The 20,498-nt window shown below is 40.2% G+C and carries 20 protein-coding genes; 7 read left to right on the forward strand and 13 right to left on the reverse strand.

The genetic code is table 11. The annotated features are described in order from the left end of the window. Positions 1-27: 27 nt before the first annotated feature. The 11 genes from FCN14_RS07235 to FCN14_RS07285 all read right to left on the reverse strand — a co-directional run bounded on the left by FCN14_RS07235 (position 28) and on the right by FCN14_RS07285 (position 11,864). Complete coding sequence (locus FCN14_RS07235) at positions 28-924, reverse strand: DUF726 domain-containing protein (RefSeq protein WP_138430533.1); 897 nt, start codon at positions 922-924, stop codon at positions 28-30. Positions 925-960: 36 nt separating this feature from the next. Beyond that, entirely contained in the window at positions 961-1,608 is a 648-nt protein-coding gene (locus tag FCN14_RS07240; RefSeq protein ID WP_138430534.1) for a porin family protein, read from the reverse strand. A 539-nt stretch (positions 1,609-2,147) separates the two neighbouring features. Then, a complete protein-coding gene (locus FCN14_RS07245; RefSeq protein ID WP_138430535.1) occupies positions 2,148-3,416 on the reverse strand; it encodes a TolC family protein in 1,269 nt (422 codons plus the stop codon). After that, complete coding sequence (locus tag FCN14_RS07250) at positions 3,413-4,030, reverse strand: TetR/AcrR family transcriptional regulator (protein WP_138430536.1); 618 nt, start codon at positions 4,028-4,030, stop codon at positions 3,413-3,415. Before FCN14_RS07250 ends, FCN14_RS07245 begins: the two co-directional genes overlap by 4 nt. Positions 4,031-4,270: 240 nt before the next feature. Continuing rightward, positions 4,271-5,983, reverse strand: a complete 1,713-nt coding sequence (locus FCN14_RS07255; protein ID WP_138430537.1) for an ATP-binding protein — start codon at positions 5,981-5,983, stop codon at positions 4,271-4,273. A 121-nt stretch (positions 5,984-6,104) separates the two neighbouring features. Beyond that, a complete protein-coding gene (locus FCN14_RS07260; RefSeq protein WP_138430538.1) occupies positions 6,105-7,379 on the reverse strand; it encodes a hemolysin family protein in 1,275 nt (424 codons plus the stop codon). Positions 7,380-7,444: 65 nt separating this feature from the next. After that, positions 7,445-8,224, reverse strand: a complete 780-nt coding sequence (locus FCN14_RS07265; protein WP_138430539.1) for an enoyl-CoA hydratase/isomerase family protein — start codon at positions 8,222-8,224, stop codon at positions 7,445-7,447. Positions 8,225-8,231: 7 nt separating this feature from the next. Beyond that, on the reverse strand, positions 8,232-9,131 hold the full coding sequence (locus tag FCN14_RS07270) for a hypothetical protein (protein WP_138430540.1): 900 nt from the start codon (positions 9,129-9,131) through the stop codon (positions 8,232-8,234). A 10-nt stretch (positions 9,132-9,141) separates the two neighbouring features. Then, positions 9,142-9,597 (reverse strand): hypothetical protein, encoded by a 456-nt coding sequence (locus FCN14_RS07275; RefSeq protein WP_138430541.1) that lies wholly within the window; start codon positions 9,595-9,597, stop codon positions 9,142-9,144. A gap of 12 nt (positions 9,598-9,609) precedes the next feature. Beyond that, entirely contained in the window at positions 9,610-10,398 is a 789-nt protein-coding gene (locus FCN14_RS07280) for a PspA/IM30 family protein (RefSeq protein ID WP_138430542.1), read from the reverse strand. A gap of 113 nt (positions 10,399-10,511) precedes the next feature. Continuing rightward, entirely contained in the window at positions 10,512-11,864 is a 1,353-nt protein-coding gene (locus FCN14_RS07285) for a thymidine phosphorylase (protein ID WP_138430543.1), read from the reverse strand. A gap of 67 nt (positions 11,865-11,931) precedes the next feature. On the opposite strand from FCN14_RS07285, the gene FCN14_RS07290 reads away from it, so the two are divergent. Then, positions 11,932-13,077: an NAD(P)-dependent oxidoreductase gene (locus FCN14_RS07290; protein ID WP_138430544.1), complete on the forward strand. Its 1,146-nt coding sequence runs from the start codon at positions 11,932-11,934 to the stop codon at positions 13,075-13,077. On the opposite strand, the gene FCN14_RS07295 is transcribed toward FCN14_RS07290, so the two are convergent. Beyond that, complete coding sequence (locus FCN14_RS07295) at positions 13,057-13,821, reverse strand: TatD family hydrolase (protein ID WP_138430545.1); 765 nt, start codon at positions 13,819-13,821, stop codon at positions 13,057-13,059. The genes FCN14_RS07290 and FCN14_RS07295 overlap by 21 nt on opposite strands. Positions 13,822-13,826: 5 nt before the next feature. Further along, positions 13,827-14,672, reverse strand: coding sequence for a hypothetical protein (locus FCN14_RS07300; RefSeq protein ID WP_138430546.1), 846 nt, complete (start codon positions 14,670-14,672; stop codon positions 13,827-13,829). Between the two features lie 140 nt (positions 14,673-14,812). Between FCN14_RS07300 and FCN14_RS07305 the strand changes: the two genes are divergently transcribed. The 6 genes from FCN14_RS07305 to purN all read left to right on the forward strand — a co-directional run bounded on the left by FCN14_RS07305 (position 14,813) and on the right by purN (position 20,496). Beyond that, the gene (locus FCN14_RS07305; RefSeq protein ID WP_138430547.1) at positions 14,813-15,595 is read left to right on the forward strand and encodes a tryptophan 2,3-dioxygenase; all 783 of its coding nucleotides are present in this window, start codon (positions 14,813-14,815) and stop codon (positions 15,593-15,595) included. A gap of 7 nt (positions 15,596-15,602) precedes the next feature. Further along, positions 15,603-16,787: an aminotransferase class V-fold PLP-dependent enzyme gene (locus FCN14_RS07310; RefSeq protein ID WP_138430548.1), complete on the forward strand. Its 1,185-nt coding sequence runs from the start codon at positions 15,603-15,605 to the stop codon at positions 16,785-16,787. A 207-nt stretch (positions 16,788-16,994) separates the two neighbouring features. Next, complete coding sequence (gene recA / locus FCN14_RS07315) at positions 16,995-18,059, forward strand: recombinase RecA (RefSeq protein ID WP_138430549.1); 1,065 nt, start codon at positions 16,995-16,997, stop codon at positions 18,057-18,059. A gap of 2 nt (positions 18,060-18,061) precedes the next feature. After that, positions 18,062-18,730 carry a regulatory protein RecX gene (locus tag FCN14_RS07320; RefSeq protein ID WP_138430550.1) on the forward strand — a complete coding sequence of 223 codons (669 nt, stop codon included), beginning with the start codon at positions 18,062-18,064 and terminating at the stop codon, positions 18,728-18,730. Next, the gene (locus tag FCN14_RS07325) at positions 18,727-19,806 is read left to right on the forward strand and encodes an AI-2E family transporter (protein ID WP_138430551.1); all 1,080 of its coding nucleotides are present in this window, start codon (positions 18,727-18,729) and stop codon (positions 19,804-19,806) included. Before FCN14_RS07320 ends, FCN14_RS07325 begins: the two co-directional genes overlap by 4 nt. Positions 19,807-19,893: 87 nt before the next feature. Further along, positions 19,894-20,496, forward strand: a complete 603-nt coding sequence (gene purN, locus FCN14_RS07330; protein ID WP_138430552.1) for a phosphoribosylglycinamide formyltransferase — start codon at positions 19,894-19,896, stop codon at positions 20,494-20,496. Positions 20,497-20,498 lie beyond the last annotated feature (2 nt).

The raw sequence follows: 20,498 nt of genomic DNA on the forward strand, positions 1-20,498 counted from the left end.
TTAGTTATAAAAATTCAATATTTAACTTCAGTTTAACGCGTACTCATAATCCATTCTGAGAGAGGAAGAAGTATCCATATCTCTTTTTTCAAGCTTGGTAAATCGCCCTGTATCCTGACCTCGCAAAACAGCTTCCATAAATTCTGTCACTTCAGATGACCGCATATAACCTGTATGACTGATATTAATATCGGTACAATCTATCGCTGTTATCTTTCCCTTTTGATTTTCAAAATACCCACTATTTGGTAGTCCGGCACATCCCAAAGCTTGGGATCCTTCCATCAATCGAAACAGATATTTCAAAATATGATCATTGCGATTATAGAAGGCGTACACATGTTCTACTTTTCCTAAAGCCTGATTCACTATATTTTCTTTCAAAAGCATTTTCTTTGGTATAGCAGCCCCAAATGAAAAAATATTCCTAATTTGGGCAGAAGTTTCTTGCGATAAGGATTTATATCCCACCATAGCAGCCATACTATGGCCGGCAATATCAACTGTACAGTTGATATCATCTAATTTACAGAGCCAGTCATTTAATCGGTTTGCAGCGGTATCGGTGTTCTTCTTGGCTTGGAAGTAATCAATCTCAGATTCTCCTGCAGGCCACGTATATCCCACTATGTAGTCATAATGATTACCAAGCTGATTTTTATACTGCTCTCTCAACTGCATGTATTCCGGCAATATATACGAGAAGGGATTATTAAAGCCGTGTACAATTAACAGTATTTTTTCTGACAAAATATGTGATAAGAATCGCTCTTCTGTTGTTAAAACCCGAGTTTTCACATCCCCAATGATACTGACTAGATCAGTATTGCTGAATGCTTTGTTGCTTGTAAAGCCCCTTCGTGAACTAATTAAAAACATAATATCTTCCGCTTTTTTAATAGAACCTGGCAGGAACTGTTCCATCCTGCCAGATTTGTGGGTTAGGGTACGTATTGTGGGTTAAAACCCAACTGCAAAAACCGCACTAAAAACGCCATTCTTAGCTTCGGGATCGCCGGAAACGTCAAAAGTATCAGTTAATCCTAATGTATATCGCAGATCTAAGCCTACACGTTGTATTAAATCTGTTGACTGTTTAGCAGTGAGCAGATCTATACCACCGCCAAATGCCAATCCAAACTCAGCATCCGCAAGACTATCATCAATTTCCCGGCCGTTAGCATCTCCATATAACCCAAAACCCAATTGTGGTCCAAAATATATGGAGGGCTCAATATTTAAATTTGTTGTGAAATGATATTTTGCCAGAACTGGAATCGATAAATATCCCAACTCATACTCAGTTGTAATAGCTTGACCGGACAAACTATTTTTTGTTTCTCCCCCCTTCATACTAAATAACACTTCTGGCTGTAAAGACCAGCTTTTGCTAAAACGGTAATTCAGGTAAAGTCCCCCGTTAAATCCTGCTAAAGCCTCAACATCATCAACGGCATCACCGTAGAGCGATGAGACATTGACCCCGGCTTTTGCACCCCAATGTAACGGTGTGGTGGTTTGAGCATTGACAGTTGCGCCGGCCCAAACCATTAATATCATAATATGAATAAATGTGAGTCCTATAACTTTTTGTTTATTGACTTGCATAATGTACCTCCGTACATTTTAAATGATTGAGGAGCATCTTATGATGCTCTGATTATATTTCGGGGCACTGCAAACCAGCATTTGTAGTGCCCTTGTTTTATTAACAGTCAAAATGTCTTTTTATAGTCGTAAAATTGTTACATAACATACTTTGTATCTTTTTGCTAAGGTTCTTAGTCGAAAAAGAGCCTATCAACTGCTCGAAAGTTGTTGCAAATATGAGTAGTAGCTGAACTGCTATCCCATCTCCATTCTGTAGGCGAAAAAAACTTATCAATAGCAATCCTCCAGTTAGCAAAACGTACCCTGTAGAACGACTTTTCTTTCGTATATACAGCATAACAACAAATAATTGTATCCAAGCCCAGGGAATCATCAAATCCAGGATTCCATATTCGTAAAACCGGTACGTAAGACTAGAAACCTGAGAAGCAAATAACTTATTTAGAGCATCTATCGCTAACCAGATCCCAACAATAGCCACCGTAAATTGCCTATAAATTTTGTTATTAATATGCATCACAAACCTCCTATTCAATTTATTTCAATGGTACTCCAAGTACCGTTGCATATTCAATCTGAGCCTCGCTAAGTTTTACTTGGTTAATAAAGAGAGAGAGCTTCGCCTTATTTGCCTGGTTCAATTCCGTCACATACTCTGTTGCTGTTATAGAACCATTTTTTAGCTTACTAGCGCTTTCTTTAACAACCTGTTTGCGTAGTTTTATAATCTGTTTATCGCCTTTAATATTTTCTCTTATTACTGTCAGACGTTCTCCTATCCTTTCCAATTGGCTATTCAATTGGCGATTAAATGCTTTTCTGTTCTGTTCTATTTTTTTCTGTTCAATATTAAGCGCCTGCAATTCACGATCTGAATTCAAATAGTTAAACAGGCTCCATTGTAGCTGAATACCAACCATGTAGTATTCATGGAAATCATCGTTCAAAAAGTTATAACCCGGTCTTCCGTATACAGCAGAGCCAAAAGCTGATACCTTGGGTAACTTTTTCGTTTCGACCAACTCCTTTCTCTGCTCCATCAGTTTTTGAGTAGCATCAAATAGATCATACTCTGCTCGTTTGGGTTGTAACGATCGATAACTAACATTAACCTTAGGAAGTGTCAGAGGCGTAGAAGGAGAAATATCGTCATTGATGATCTCACTGAGTACCTTGTAACTTGCCCGAATAGTAGATTGAATAGTTGCCGAATCCTGTTGGGCCTTTATTAATTCAGCCTCCAAGATATTTTGTTGACTTCGTAATAAAACTCCATTTTGTACTTTTGCTTTTACTGAAGCTAATTGCTCTTTTAAATTATCGATCAGTAAGCCATTTACCTCTTGTTGCTGCTTCGATAAGAGAATTCCAAAATATACCTGATTAATTTGAGATCGGACTTGATGCATTTCTACTTCAATCTCATGAATATCTTGCATACCCTTTGCGTGTTCAAGCTCTTTTTGAATACCTACCGCACCCCCGTTAAAAATATTTTGAGTAACATTAACTTTTGCTTCATACTGATCTTTACTTACTGATGGAGCAGTAGCCATACCCGGTATTCCAAACTCCGTTACCTCCGATTGATAACTTGCTTTAGCACCGATATTCAGCTGAGGATAGTATCCGGTATTGATAATCTTTTTATTCAACGCAGTTATTTTGCGTTGCAAGTCTATCTTTTTCGCCACTGGGTAAGTTTCTGAAACACTATCGTAACAATATTGCAGGCCCACAGAGTCAGATGGTGCCGGATCGGCTGTAAAAGTTGCAATAAATAAAATGGATGCTAGTATCTTCATTGTCTTTTATAGTTAATTCCATTCAAAATAAAATTGAGTAAAAAGCCTTTTCGCTCTTTCAGATATTCAACAAAACCTTCCTCATCCATATCAAAGACACCCTTTATCATCGCCTGGGCATAAAAGGGGAACAAAATCAAACCGACAATACTTGTTAAAAATTGTCGTGGTTTAACATTATCCATCTTTCCTTCTTCCGCCTCTTTTTTCAGCTGCTGTAATAATTTTCTTGGCGGATGGGCTCCCTGCTTGTCCACAAACTCTTTTAATCGTTCGGGGTTTTTATTCATCTCATGAAACAGGAATTGAACAATATTCGGATTCCCTTCCAGAAAAGCATAATAGGTATCAATAATTTGCTCAACCTTTTCATCTATCGGCATGTCAGAGCCTAGTACCCCAAAAATAACCGGAAAAAAACGACTCATCTCTCGTTGGTAAACTTTCTGAAAAAGTTTGTCTTTACTTCGATAATAATAGTGTAACATCGATTTATTGATATCCGCCTCATCAGCGATCTCTTGCATTCTTGCCCCATCATACCCTTCACGCTGAAACACACGGCATGCGGCATCAAAAATTAATTCTTCGGTATCTTTCTCTTCTTTAGTCATGATCAATAAATCCTGTTAAAAATTAACCAACTTACTTGTTCAACCATCTGGTTGACATCAATCAAAAAAAACTCTCATAATCTTCCTGCTTTCTGACTACAGATCAAGATATCAGTACCAACTAACAAATTCAACCATTTGGTTTAATTTTTTGATTGATCCAATAAAGATTTTCATTAGCCATAAAAAAACCCACCTGAGAAATATCAGGCGGGTTTTAGAACAACGGATACGTACTTATTAGCCAATTCGATATTTTAATTCTTCAATTTTAGAAAGAATCTCCCCTCGATCCATTTCTTGGTATCGTTCGGGAAGCAGTTCTTTTGAAGTACACTCTATAACAGCGCTAAGCGTTTGCAGCTCTACCTCTTCAGGATAGGTAGGCGGCAAAAAGTCATTAAGAGCCAGATCTAGTATTTCGGGGGTTACCTTCTCTTTGCCCTCAGCAGCAGCACGAAATTTAGCACGTGTTAGGGCAGCTTCCATATCAGCACCGGAAAACGATTTTAATCCCTGTGCAATAACCTGAGGCACATAATCTTCGGTAAGCTCCAAACCAGTTTTCTTTTTCATAGCCTCGTAAAGTTCTATCCGCTCCTCTTCTGTATGAGGAGGAAATAGAGCCAAGTGCTCTTCTGCTCGACCCTGACGTTTAAGATCCACCGGCATCAGATCGGGACGCGCCGTCATCAAGAACCAGAGAATCTGTCCGCGATTTCGTGTATCGCTCATAAAAGTAGCAATTTGAGAGAATACACGACTCGATACCCCGCTGTCTCCACTTGCATCCCGATCACCCAAATAGGCATCGGCCTCGTCAATCATTACTGCTACAGGAGCCATTGCTTTCAACAGCCCCAATATTTTTTCAAGATTCCCCTCCGTTACTCCCTGCCATTGACTCCTGAAGTTCTTCAGTTTCACCATCGGAATTCCAACTTCATTTGCAAAACAGGTTACCAAGAAAGTCTTACCCGTACCAACCGATCCACACACCAAATATCCCATGGGCAGTACATCTTGCCGGCCATTTTTGAGTGCAGCAACCGCATGCCGCAAATGTTCTTTTACCTTGGTATGTCCGGCAACGTCATCTAAAGAGTAATCTGTTTCAACAAATTCCAATAGCCCATAAGCTTCTGCCTCGATAAGTTCTTTCTTTGCCTCTGCAAGACGGTCGTGGGTTATCTTCTCCTTATTTTGGAGAGCATTAGACAAAATGCTTCTGATGTTAATAAAATTGAGACCCGCTGTCTGCTGGGCTACTACCGTCTTACTTACCTCAGATATCTCTTTAAATTCATCACCAGGCAGTTCATGCGAAATAAATTGTTTACGTTCCTTTTGCTCTGGAATACCTATTTTTATCTCATTGGTATAAGGATTCTGAACCAACGTTTTATTGAGGTCAGCAAGATTTTCAGTAATTAATGCGGTAGTAAAATCAGCTGCTAAAAACATTGGATCATGCGCCCACCGAGAAAGATAGACCAAGGCATTGCGATCTTCGGTAGCCGTAGAACCGGCCTCATTCATAGGTACAATCGTTTCAGCATAATCGACAATGAGGGCAATGCTCTTGTTGCTATCAATACGAACGCGGAAGTACTGTTCTAGAAGTGAAAAAACCCGGACTGGATCTTTGGGTAACTTGTTAGCATAATCGGTTCCTACCAACGAATCACGGCCGGCAAGGGCTTGATTAAAGTCTTTTTGCGTCTCCTTATCACGAAAGTATATACCGGAGGAACGATCATAAAAAATCACATAGTCACGGGCCCCAAAAAATTCTTCCGAGAGAAATGATTTTAACCGAACAAAGTCAGTCCCTCCTTTATCTTGTAGAGGTACCAAGTCATGAACATTGCCATGCAATATGAATTGATTTATAGTACGGCTCAAATATTTTTGGGCAAACTCTTGGGCCCATTTGGGATAATGATCAAACATAAATTCGCTAATCGTTTTTAGAAATTGAAAGAAGGCTCACTTTCATGCCCCAGTGAGAACTATTATCTGTATGGCTTACGTACAAACCAGGCCAAAATGTTACAAACAAATTACCAAGTAGTTACTCAATAACTACCAGCTTAACCGTTTCAATACGACTGGGCGTGGCCTTACTGATTATGATCTTATTCCCATCAATCAGCAGTTCCTCATTCACTTTGGGGATACGTCCTAAAGCATTAATAACATAACCTGCAATAGTCTCATACTCTGCAGACTCTTCCGGTAATGTTATTTCGGGATGTTCCTGTAATAAATCATCAATTTCGATACCGCCGCTAAGTATATAAGTTCGCTCTGAAAGCTTTTTCACGAAATGCTCTTCTGTATCATACTCATCCTGAATATCTCCAACAACTTCTTCAAGTAGATCTTCAATAGTTACCATTCCGGAGGTACCTCCATACTCATCGATAACAATAGCCACAGAAATATTGGACTTTCTAAACTCTGAAAGCAGATCTTTTGACTTTTGAGATGCCGGAACCAGCTTAATTGGCCTCATAATCTCAATAAGATTATCGGGATTGCTAAATAGGTCATAGGCAAAAATAACTCCCACAATATCATCTATACTTTCCTGATATACCGGAAGCTTTGAAAAACCTGATGAAATAAAAAGTTTGAGCGTCTCTTCAATACTTGTATTCTTTTCAACAGCCACAATATCGGTACGGGGAATCATCGATTCCTTAACCCGTTTATTAGACAGCTCCAATACATTATGTAGTATCTCAGAGTCTTCCTTGTCAAGATCATGTCCCCCACTATCTCGCAACTCCTGAAATATAAGTTCCACATCTTGCCGCCGAAATACGCGTCCAGATCTGTCAATCTCCGGATCAACAATCTTGATAATAAAATCAGAGCATTTATCTGCCAGGTAAATTAAAGGCCTAAAAATCCAGTTGCATATTTGCTGGGGAACAGCAATCACCTTTACCCACCAATCGGCATGAATGCGGAAAATAGCTTTGGGCAAAATCTCTCCAAACAACATAATTACCACCGAAGCAATAACAGTTTGCCAAACCAGCATCATCAGATTTGAAGGAACCGCACCAAACCAACTTTGGTAGATATGGGTAATCGGCGTTACCAGAAAAATGGTCATCAGTGTGGCATATACCACATTGACGATATTATTACCTACCAGGGTAGTAGTGAGAAAGGTTTCCGGATTTCGCACAAAATAATTAACAACACGCCCCGTTTTAGACGTCTTCCTGGATTCTATCTCCAGCTTCAAACGATTAGCGCTTACAAACGCAATCTCTGAGCCAGAGAAAAATCCACTCAGAAAAATAGTAAGAACTATAAGTAGAAGTTCAGTCACGTAATCTTATTAAGTAAATATTTTTTTATCCTACCGAAATGGAAATACAGACAAAAGAGCAACGATTATTTCCCTTTAAAATCCGGCTTCCGTTTTTCAAGAAATGCAGAAGTACCTTCGACAAAATCTTCTGTCTCGCATAGCTCTCCAAAAAGGTCTGCTTCTATCTGGTAACCATTTTGATGGTCGGAGTGATATACCGCTTTAATAGCACTACGTACGGCAACAGGGCCATTTGATAAAATCTTTTTAATAAGTTCTCTTGCCGCTTCAGCAGGATCACCATCGGTCACTTTGTTGACGAGCCCCAGCTCTGCAGCCTCTTCCGCCTTCACTTGCTTACCGGTTAAAATCATCTCCAGCGCTCTGGCCCGCCCCAACAGACGAGTAAGCCGCTGTGTTCCCCCATAACCGGGAATAAGTCCTAACCCCACTTCCGGTAATCCAAAAGCAGCATTTTCACTTGCGATACGCAGATGACAAGCCATAGCCAGTTCGGCCCCGCCCCCTAAGGCATATCCATTAATTGCACCAATAACCGGACGTCGCGTGTCTTCGATAAGCTGAAAGATCTGCTGTCCCTTTTGTGAAGCCATGCGGCCAGAACGATTATCAAGTTCACGCAATTCTTTGATATCAGCTCCTGCGACAAAAGCCTTATCACCAGCTCCTGTTACAATAACAGCTTCGATATTCTCATCAACCTGAATAGCCTTAAAAACATCTACCAAGTCATTGAGCACATTATCGTTTAGTGCATTTAACTTTTTAGGCCGATTAATAGTGACGGTAGCGATACCTTGATCGTCAGTCTTACAAAGGACCGTATCATAAGATTTACTCATAAATATATTATTCTTTAACCCGGTTCGAAGTGTTAACTTGCGATCCTGACTCAGGTTCTTGTTCCTTTTCTTCTTCCATTTCAAGAAAATCCGAATCTAAATCAAGATCATCAAGGTCAGAATGTAAAGGTAAAATGTCTTTGTCAAGATCGTCAATAAGTTGTGATGTTTCTTCCACTTCTTCAAGAAGATTATCAAGCTGGAAACCAATTTCTTCAGGGTTACTCATTGTCATCGACTGTTCATAAATATAATGAATGGCATCTTCAATAGTTTCCAGGTGAGTTTCGCAAATCAAATACTTCTCTTTCGCGATTTCAAACTTTTTAAGACGTTTTTTGAGGATACCAACCCGACGTGCCTTCGTACGCTTCAGCCGATCCGACTTCATATTTTTAATCTTCCGTTCCTCTTCCTGAACCTCGTCTTTTAAACTTTCTTCTACCGATGTATTCATATATAGCTGATATCGCTTATGAAGATCTAGCAGGGTAAGATAGTTAGAAATCAGCTCTTGAATTTTTTTTCGAATATTTTCTAATAACCCTTGAGAACTATACGGAAGCTTATCAAAATTTTCTTTAATAAGCTTTGCTAAGTGTTTCAGTACTAAAAATCGCTTTTTACTCTTTTGGTCGAGTTCCTGGAATGTTGATTTTTCTTCAGCAGCAGGATTACGTTCCCGTAACTTTCTTAGCTTAACGCTTTTTCTGAATCTTGGTAATCGCGGAACAATACCTAGGTACATAAGCTCTACGCCAAAAGCCATTGAGAGTACCAGATTCGACATCAATCCCACATCGTCCATCAGAAAAGCCGATATAGTAGCGACCAATAGTACTCCCATATTTAATGGGTGTAAAAAAGCCTCGCGTGTAAAATTTATGGATTTGTCTTCTTCACTCATAAAATCAGATTTAATCTTCGCTTGATCGTGAACCCGGAGACTGATCAGACGGTTTTTCACCCGACCCAATAGTTTTGTTAACCTCAAGGGTATCAGCCTGTTGTTCAATTTCTTTATACAAAAGCCCCATCTCTAACTTAACCTGCTTCAATGTATCTTTTGCTTTTTCTTTTGCCATCTCTTCATCAAACTCCTGTTCATCTATGGCTTCTTTCTTTTCGTCCGTCAAACTTTCCATGGCAACATCTAACCTTGCTTCTACAGATGCCACCTTATGCTTAACCGAATAAAGGAAGTCATCAAAGGTATCAAGCATCTGGCTTTTGTCCATGTTTTTTAGTGCATCAGAGATCTTTTTTGTTTTATTAGCTCGTGAAGCGCGTTCTTTAATCTCACGCATCTTACGGTAATGAGCTTTATACTCTTCTTTCAAACGTTCACGTTCGCTCCGGCTATCGTTGGCCATAGCACTATATCATTAAGATTTTGACTTTTCTTTATTGCCAATCGTTTTGCCCTGTTCTTTTTCAGGAGCTTCTTTCTCAATTTCAATCTCCCCTTCATTAGCAGAACCTACGCTCTTTTCCTCTTCTTTTGGGGCTTCCGTTTTACCCATGTCAGCCTTAAACTGCTCTACAAGCTCATGGGCACGAAGCTTTTCGGCGTTGGCCTCAATTTCCATTGTTTCTGTATCAATACTGTCCAAGGCCATTTCCATACGAGCTTCATTTTTAGCTGTCCGCTCATTTAAACGGTTAACCATCTCGTCATGCGTTTGATCGAGCCCACCTGTTTCAAATTGTTCCAGTGCATCAGCCACTTTACCTTGCCATTCGGCTCGTTCACTGGCACGCATTGCTTCTTTAGCCTCCTGTATTTTGCTATCCTTCTCACGAATAAAGGCCTTTTTAACCTTTAAAGCTTTCTCATAGGCTTGTTCAGCAAATTTGAGCTGCTCTTTGGAACTAGACAGATTTTCTTTAGCCTTCTCAAGCTGCATTGCATAACCTTCAGCAATATCATCTCGGTCGGCATTAATAGCCGATTTAATTTTTGCCGTAAGATCTTCGATGCGCTTTTCATACTTTTTCACTTCTTTTTGAAGCATGATCATATTCGCCTTTACCGTAGCGATATTTTCATTCATCTGGGGAATCTGATCATTAAGATCCCGAATATTCTGCTCTAAAATGAGCTTAGGATCTTCCAAGGAACTTACAACTCCACCGAAAAGCGACTTAATAGCACGAATGAATCGTTTAAACATGGTATTATCTCTTTTTATTGATTTTTGCCCTGCCCTATAATACTAATTGCTTATTCTACAATTTAGCTCTAAGACTTTAAAGTTATGTTATTTTCGTGATATTGCAATTAATATCACTGTTTCTTCGATATTTTGTGGATTCCATCTTTGTCAACGCGATGAGTAACCATCTGTTCTTTAATAACATGAGTATCATCAACGATAAAAGCGTCATCCAACGTATCTTCTGCAGTTTCTATTGCTTTGTTGTTGTTCGTAAAACCAACGGCTAATGTTTCACCTTTTTTAACTTTTGTGCCTACTTTATGCTTTAATTCAATGCCAGCGGCAGAATCAATGGTATCTTCTTTCTTTTTACGTCCCGCTCCCAGCTCCAGGGAAGCCATCCCGATACAATAAGCATCTATCTCAGAAATTATTCCTGTTTGTTTAGCTGTAAACTCAAATTGATGCTTAGCCTTTGAGTATTTATCAAAATCTTTAAGTACTTCTATATTTCCGCCTTGGTGCTCGGTCAACTGCAGCCATTTTTCAAAAGCTTGTCCATTCCGAACAGCTTCTTTGCTCTTTTGAATCCCATCTCCTACCGTTTCAGCTTTACCTCCTAGAAAAATCATAGTGCCTGCAAGAGTATGGGTAACTTCCATAATATCCTTTGGCCCCTTTCCCTGCAGGGCCTCCATAGATTCCTCCACTTCCAGCCAGTTTCCTACTTTATAGCCAAGAGGTTGATTCATATTCGTCAGATAAGCAACGGTCTCCTTTCCAAAATCCTCACCAATAGCCACCAAGGTTTGGGCAAGCTTTTTCGCATCTTCTTGGGTTTTCATGAATGCACCGGATCCAAATTTAACATCCAGTACCAAGGCATCAATACCTTCAGCAAGCTTTTTACTCATGATGCTACTGGCAATGAGAGGTATCGATTCTACCGTCGCCGTCACATCTCGTAGCGCATAGAGACGCTTATCGGCAGGAGCAATATCCTCGGTCTGCCCAGCCATTACCATTTTACATTTAGATAAAATCTCCCGATACCGATCCAGAGTAATATCAACGGTAAAACCTGGAATTGACTCCATCTTATCCAACGTGCCCCCGGTGTGCCCCAATCCCCGACCGGAAATCATCGGAACCGGCACATCGTAACTAGCTACGATAGGTGCCAATATCAGCGATAGTTTATCTCCCACCCCGCCTGTAGAATGCTTATCTACTTTTTTACCGGGAATATCACTAAGATCAACTACTTTTCCTGAATGTAACATGGCATAGGTAAGGGCCGAAGCTTCATCACTGTTAAGCGTATTGAAATAGGCAGCCATCAAAAAAGCACTCATCTGGTAGTCCGGCAACTCATCAGCAGTATACTGATCTATCAAAAATGTTATCTCTTCTTTTGTTAATGCCTTACCATCTCGCTTTTTACGGATTATTGATACTGCGTTGTACGATTTAGAAGCCATAAACTACTGTTATTGGATTAATTTTTGAGTTGTAATAATGTATATTTGATCAAAACTTGATATCTAAATGTCTCTGATGCTCAACATTTTAGCTGATCAGCACCTGTATAATATACAGTCTTATTTGCCCGAAAACATTAACCTGCAACTTTTTGATCCAGTCCATGGATTCCCCCCGGAAATATCAACAGCCCACGGCTTACTAGTCCGTACTGTAATCCCTGTTAATAAAGAAACACTGCCTGATATTCCGAATCAGCTATCATTTGTTGGCAGCGGCTCGGCCGGTACCGATCATGTTGATATTCCCTACCTCAACAAACACGACGTTACTTTTGCCAATGCTGAAGGGTGTAATGCACGTTCCGTAGCGGAATATGTGGGCACAGCTCTCCTCTTATGGGCAGAGAATCGTCAAAAGGATCTAACTACATTAACGGTCGGTGTTATTGGGGTTGGAAATGTAGGGAGCGAAGTGATACAACTATTAGAAAGGCTGGGGATTACTACAATAGGCTACGATCCCCCCAGAGAGCTAAGAGACGATGACTACATTTCTGCAACGTTAGATGAAGTATTAGCATCTGATATCCTCACTTTTCATACACCATTAACCCAAAAAGGGACTTATCCAACCTATCACTGGTTAGATTTTGAAAAACTTTCTCAGCATACCTTTGAGATTATTATAAATAGTGCCCGTGGAGGCATTATTGATGAAAAAGCAATGTTAGATAGTAAGACCGAAAACCAGGTTGGAGATATTATTATTGATGTTTGGGAAGATGAACCTAATTTCAGTCTTGAAACTGCGAAACAGGCTTTTCTCAAAACGCCCCACATCGCGGGTTACTCTGTGCAGGCCAAAAGCAATGCCTCTAAGTTTGTTGTTGATGACTTACTTGCTCACTTTAACCTAGAAGCCCCAAAACAGCAAAATCAACAAAGTAGCCACACTCTTAATCAAAAGATTACCAACTTTGATACTATTGGTGAGTTACTAAAAAAACTCCATCCGATAAAAAAATATGAGAAGAATTTGGAAAAAATCATCCAAAAAGCTCCCAATCAAAGAGGAATAAAATTTAATGAGCTAAGAGCTGAATTTCCTTTGCGCGAAGAGTTCTCAAACACTTATTTACCAGCGGCTTACTTTGATCGCTTTCCCCAATTGGATGCTTTGGGATTTTCTTTACTGCGAGATGCCAAATAAGTTTAATGCATTACTGTCAGTCACTTGCAAAACATCATCCAGCGAACAGTCCTTTATCTTGGACAAATGCTGAGCTGTATATTTTACAAAAGCAGGTTCATTGCGTTTTCCTCTTTTGGGAGCAGGTGCTAAGTAAGGGGCGTCGGTTTCGAGTATCATCTGTTCCAGCGGAAGCCGACCCACTACCTTATCAACACCGGCATTTTTAAAAGTAAAAATACCGCCTATACCAAGCTTAAGCCCAAGGTCTATTGCTCTTTTACCTTCATCTTCTGATCCGGTAAATGAGTGCCATACCCCTCTAAGGTTTCCATCCTGTTCATCTGCTACAACATCCAGTAAATCTTTTGTGCTATCGCGATTATGCAAAACAATTGGCTTAGCCAGCTGTTTTGCTACCTTACAATGAATACGAAGACTTTGCTCTTGTTCAGATTTGTATTCAGCACTCCAATAATAATCCAGGCCGGTCTCTCCAACACCTATAATCTCATCATTGCTACAATACTTAAATAGCTCTTCTTCAGTAGTACGAGTCCCTCCATTAATATCGGTAGGGTGTATGCCTGCCATTTTATGAAACCTAATATGAGGATGAACGATTTCATCCATTTTAGGAACCGACTCAAAATTTATGGCGGGCATAAAGATATGGTCTATCCCGACCTTACTTGCCCGGTTGAGCACTTCTTCGATATCATCATTAAACTGATCGGCATAAATATGGCAATGGGTATCAATCACAATACTTAATTCACCTCTGCAGAGTGATACTTAACAAGACGTTTCATTGGATTCTTAACAAAAAGACCTGCCTCCAAATCATATTTTGCTAAAATCTCTTTAATTAAATCTTGGTAGGCATGAGCTACCGACCCAATAAAACGAACCTCATGATCTGTTGCATTGGAATATTTTAGCACAATACGGCTGATAAAGTTGTCGAACCCCTCATACAACATCTCTCTTATAAAGGGATGATCCGGATGATCTCCCAGGAAAGCCCCATACGAAGCAATAAATCGGCTTTTTTGCGAACCATCATAGAGCCCTTTTGTTATATGCTCTAAAGACATATTATAGTTCGCTTCCAGATCTTCTTTAAGATCTTCAGGTACTTCAAATCTAAAATATTTGTTTATCAGTTTCTTCCCAAAATAACCGGCACTCCCTTCATCCCCCAAAATAAATGCCAGGGAATGGATATGCTCAACAATCTCTTCCCCATCATACAGACAAGAGTTTGAACCGGTACCGAGGATACAAGCAATACCAGGCTCCCGTAAGAAACAAGCACGCGCCGCTCCCATCAAATCATGGTAAATATTGATATTTGCCTTATCAAAAACGCTCTCCAATGCTTGGCGCACAATAGTTTCTTTTGCTTCACTATCGCAACCGGCTCCATAAAAGTGCACTTTTTCAATCTCTTCATCGAGCTCTGGAAATAAATCATGCTTTATCACATCAACGATACTTTCTGTTGTATGATAATAGGGATTTAAGCCCTCAGTAAATATTGTTTCCTGCTGACCTCCATTACTTAAACTCCATTCCGTTTTCGTTGCACCACTATCTGCTATTAAAAAAGCCATATATCATTTTTCACTTAATAATTCCGCGCCAAATCTAAGCATTTTTGGCCACTTCCTGTAATTAAACAATTAAAATAGAGACTAACCTAAATTCTACCTATCATTTAACGGCTAAGTAACGTAATAAATACCACTCTGTGATGAAACTTACCTATAGTAATTATTTAAAAATTGATGAACTTTTAGAACTTCAGAATATTCAATCAGAGCCAGAAGAGCATGATGAAATGCTGTTTATTATTATCCATCAAACCTATGAGCTCTGGTTTAAACAACTTTTACATGAGATGGACAAGCTCCGAGATGACCTGATAGAGGGGACCACCTGGGGAGCAGCTAAAACCATGAAACGTATTTTAACAATTTTAAAAACGATGGTGGGACAAGTTGACATCCTGGAAACGATGACACCCCTGGAGTTTGAAAGTTTTAGAGGATTTCTAGATGAAGCCAGCGGCTTTCAATCGGTACAGTTCCGCGAAGTTGAAATATTGTGCGGACATCGATCACCTCATGTCTTAAAAGTACATGAACACCAACCGCAATATGTAGATCGACTACAAGAGCGGATGGAAGAGCCAACACTTTGGGAGTGCTTCTGTATGTTTCTTCAACAGCAAGGATATGATGCCGAAATACCAGAAAGAAATAATGAACATGGACTTCTATATGACCCATCGGACCATAACCAGGAAATACTTCTAGAGGTTATGAATATAGATCAAGAAGCAGCCATGCTCTGCGAGTTGTTTGTAGATTTTGATGAAGGAATGCAGGAATGGCGATATCGCCACGTAAAAATGGTAGAGCGCACTATTGGCAATAAAATTGGTACCGGCGGCTCCAGTGGCGTTGAGTATCTCCGTAAAACATTACACAACCGTATTTTCCCGGACCTCTGGGAAATCCGATCAGAGATTTAAACTCACTATGGATACTATCGATCAGCTTGCAACTAAACTTACACCATATTACTTACATTTCAACGTAGAGAATCGACTTCTTTTTACCGGACACTCGCACCAGGCCTGGCCCGACATAGCACTTGAAGGGCTAAAAGAGTCTTTTACAACAGCGGCATCCCAGGTAGATAATAAATGGGATCCTGCTTTTGAAAAAGCAGAGATTCTCCGCAACTATTTGCGTAAATATTATGATGATCCTGATGGGTTATATAGCCTGGCCGAGAATACACACCTGTTGCTAGTTGCATGGTTATCCAGTTTCGATTTAAAAAATAAACCGAAAGTTATCACCACAACCGGTGAGTTCCACTCCATGTTTCGGCAGTTGCACCGTCTCAAAGAAGAAGGCTTGGAGGTAATTAAGGTAGACCCTTATGAGGATATCGTCTCTCATATTATAGAACAGATTGATGATCAAGTATCTGCTATAATGTTATCACGTGTCTATTTTAAAAGTGGACTGGTAAACCAGCACATTTCTGAAATTGCAGCTCTTGCTCGCTCTAAGGGGATCCCCCTACTTATTGACGATTACCACGGTACTAATGTAATACCTCTGTCAATAACAGAAGAAAACTTAGAAGATTGTTATCTGCTTATTGGTGGATATAAATACCTGCAATGGGGCGAAGGCAACTGCTTTCTTCGATTCCCGAAAGGCTGTGAACTGCGACCTGCAATAACAGGTTGGTTTGCTTCTTTTAGCACGCTGGATGAACCTCGAAATGATGAACCCGTCCATTATGATGATGGGAACCAACGGTTTGCATCTGGCACCTATGATCCTGCTTCACAGTTCAGGGCAGCCAAAGTAGTAGAATTCTTTGAAAAGCAAGGATTAACAGCAGACCTACTTCGACAACAATATCAGAGACAGGTTGGATTGTTACGAACCCTATTCCTCGAACAGGATTTTGATCCTGAGATCATTACGCTCTACCATAACCGCCCCCTCAAAGAGAATGGCGGCTTTCTTGCACTACGCTCTCCATATGCCCGTACCATACGGGCTAAACTGATGGAACAAGATGTCTTTACTGATGCACGAGGTGACATCATACGCTTTGGTGCTGCTCCATATATAACTTCAGAACAAATTAACCAAGCAATAGGCAAACTAGCCGATGTTGTTGGCAAGCTAAATCCCTGATTTCGTAAGGAATATCTATATTGGCGGTCTAACTAATATAGCCTGCGAATAACAAAAATATATTAGTCTCTTGTCACAGGAAATTTCCTGTTCTGCAAATAGCAACAAAACAATAACAGTTTTTGGGAATTGGACTGACACTATGTTGTCAGTTTTATTTAATATATTATCGGGTGAAAACTCTACAATCTAATTACTTACGAATTTATGTCTGACAACCAAGATCGTGAAAAGGCACTAGAAATGGCCATCGGCCAAATTGAAAAACAGCATGGGAAAGGAACAATTATGCGTCTCGGTGATGAGGCGACCTCTGATGTCCCCAGTATTTCTACCGGTTCTATCATGGTAGATTATGCCCTTGGCGTTGGCGGAATTCCCCGCGGTCGTGTAACCGAAATCTATGGCCCCGAAGCCAGTGGTAAAACAACACTGGCTCTACATGTAATTGCTGAAGCACAAAAAGCCGGAGGCTATGCTGCTTTTGTTGATGCGGAGCATGCCTTTGATCCGCGTTATGCCAAGAACCTCGGTATTAATACCGATGAACTTCTCGTCTCTCAACCCGACAGTGGAGAACAAGCTCTAGAGATTACAGAAACCCTTATCAGATCTGCGGCACTGGATGTCATTGTTGTTGACTCTGTTGCTGCCTTGGTACCTCGAGCCGAGATAGAAGGCGAAATGGGAGATTCTCATATGGGGCTTCAAGCCCGATTGATGTCGCAAGCAATGCGTAAAATTACGGGGATCATCAATAAAACGAGAACTGCAGTCATTTTTATTAATCAAATTCGCGAGAAGATTGGAGTTATGTTCGGTAATCCCGAAACAACTTCCGGTGGACGTGCCCTTAAATTCTATTCCTCAGTACGGATGGACATCCGTCGCATAGGATCACTTAAACAGGGTAATGACGTAGTAGGTAACCGAACCAAGGTCAAAGTAGTTAAAAACAAGGTAGCCCCACCCTTTAAGCAGGTTGAATTTAATATCATGTATGGAAAAGGGATATCACGGATGGCAGAAATCCTGGATATGGCGGTAGAATTTGACATTATTGAGAAACGAGGCAGCTGGTACCGATATGGAGGAGAACCTATTGGCCAGGGTACGGATAATGCTATTGAGTTCTTGGAGTCTGATCCGGAACTTACCGAGAAAATTGAAAAACAAATTCGTGCCGAAATGAATCCTTCTGAAAACGAAGAGGCAGAAGATCAGACAGATTCAGACGAAAAATCAAAGGACGATTCCGACAGTGGCGATTAATCATGAGTAAGGAAACAGAACATCACCTACCGGGTGATATAAGTTCTATTAGCGTTCAAAAGAAAAATAAAGCACGCTATTCCATTTTTGTTGATGAGGAGTTTTTGCTGGGTGTTTCCGAGCAGACGCTCCTCAAATTTAACCTAAAAAAGGGAATGGAAATAACGCCCTCGTTATTTCGCAAGCTCCAGCGCGAAGAAGGGCGCTTTGCCATAAAAGCATATATGCTAAAACTACTGGGGCGTAGAGAACATGCTCGTAAGGAACTGTTTACCAAAGCTATAAAGAAAGATTACTCTAAAGACGTAATCAATAGTGTGCTCGATGAGCTTCAGGAAAAAGGTTTTCTAGATAACGTACGATTTGCAAAAAAATTTGCAGCAGATAAAAGCAACCTCAGTAAATGGGGGCCAAATAAGATTAAATCTCACTTATTCAAAAAGGGAATTTCTAATACTGTAGCTGAACGATGTATCGAGCAGGCTATTGAAGGTCAGGATGTTAAACAGACTTTTTTAGATTTGGTATTAAAACGTAAAAAACGCTTTTTGAGAGAAGAGGATCCCTATAAAAGAAAAAAGAAGGTGGTCGATCACTTGGCAAGGAAAGGGTATCGATCTACGGATATTTTCAAGCATATTGACGCGCTAATGAAGGCGATTGCACAATGACAAATATAACCCTTGAACGTGTTGTTAAATCAGTATTAGCCCTAGCCGGTATCACGGTCGTATGGTTCCTGCTATATTATTTTGGCACATTGGTAGGATATGCTATTGTTGCTATGATATTCAGCTATATGCTTGACCCTATTGTGAATCGCATGCAAGCTTCCGGAATAAACAGAACCTTCTCAATCACCCTGGTTCTAAGTGCACTTATTTTTATCTTAATCTGGATCTCTACCAATATTATACCCATTGTTGCAAACCAAATGGTAGAACTGGCAGGGCAACTAAACATTCAAAACATCCAGAGTATTACAAGACAAATAGAGGAACGTCTTACCCGAGAGTTCGCTTTTTTACCTCAAGGCTTTTTAAGCGATAACATGGCACAAGCACTCAAGGAATTACTGGATGTAGGGGAATTACCCGCCGCGCTCAGTAATATTATTGGAATCTTCACTAACATATTTTCTGCAGCACTGATTATCCCCTTTGCAACCTTTTTCTTTCTCAAAGACGGTACGAAACTCCGTCGTGACATCCTTCAAATAGTACCCAACAAATACTTTGAAACAACCTTAAGCCTAGTTGATAAAATTGAAACACGTCTTGGAATCTACTTTAGAAGTGTAATGCTACAAAGTATCATCGTCGCTTTCACTTCATGGGTAGGATTGACGATAGTAGGGCTCGATAATGCCTTATCTGTAGGTATTGCAGTGGGCCTTGCCAATACTATACCCTATTTTGGGCCCATCATCGGCTATATTCTATCAATTATTGTTTCTATCATCGAAGTTGGTAACTTTTCGCTGGTCTTGCCCTGTATTATCGCTATCCTGATGGTACAGGTGCTCGACAATGTAGTGTTGCAACCGTTCATCTTTTCACGCTCTGCTGATATGCATCCCGTCGCTATTTTATTCATCATTATGATTGGAGCTCAGATGGGCGGTTTACTGGGAATGCTTGTTGCTATCCCAATAGCTACCATGATTAAAATTACGATTAACCAGATTCGTTGGAGCCTCAACAATTATTATGTTTTCCGGAGTAGCTCAGTCAGCGACTCCAGCTAAAAAAGTTCTGAAATTCGAACTTAATCTGTATTCTTTTTTGCTTATCTTTTCGGCAAACTTACTACAATTATTTTTATCTCTTTCACCTTGTTCAATATCGTTGTTTTTGCTTCTGGGTCGGGTACCAACTTTCAATCTATCATTAATGCGATAGAAGCCGGGGAAATTGATGGACAGCTAGCCGGTCTTATTACCAACAAAACTGGGATCCAAGCCATAGAACGTGCTAAAAATCATCGTATCCCTCATATAATACTGGCTCCCTCCCAATTCACAGATCAGTCGACATATATTGAAAGCCTGTTAAAACAACTGGAACAATGGAATACCGACTTGATTGCATTGGCGGGCTATATGATAAAAATTCCAACTGCCGTGATTGAACAATACCATGGCCGAATCATCAATATTCACCCTTCCCTGCTCCCTAAATACGGTGGAAAAGGGTTCTACGGGATGCGTGTTCATCAGGCTGTAATAGATAATGATGAGAATGAGTCAGGATGCACTGTTCATCTGGTTACGGAAGAGTATGATGATGGTCCAATACTTGGGCAGCGCAAAGTTCCTGTCAAAAGTTCTGACAATGCTGATGACTTGGCCAGCCGGGTTTTAAAAGAAGAGCATAAACTCTTTCCTGAAGTAATAGCTAAACTCACTAACGAATTAAACTCCAAATCCAATAATTAACA

Origin of the sequence: Fodinibius saliphilus, from assembly GCF_005869845.1 — a bacterium.
Lineage (GTDB): Bacteria > Bacteroidota > Rhodothermia > Balneolales > Balneolaceae > Fodinibius > Fodinibius saliphilus.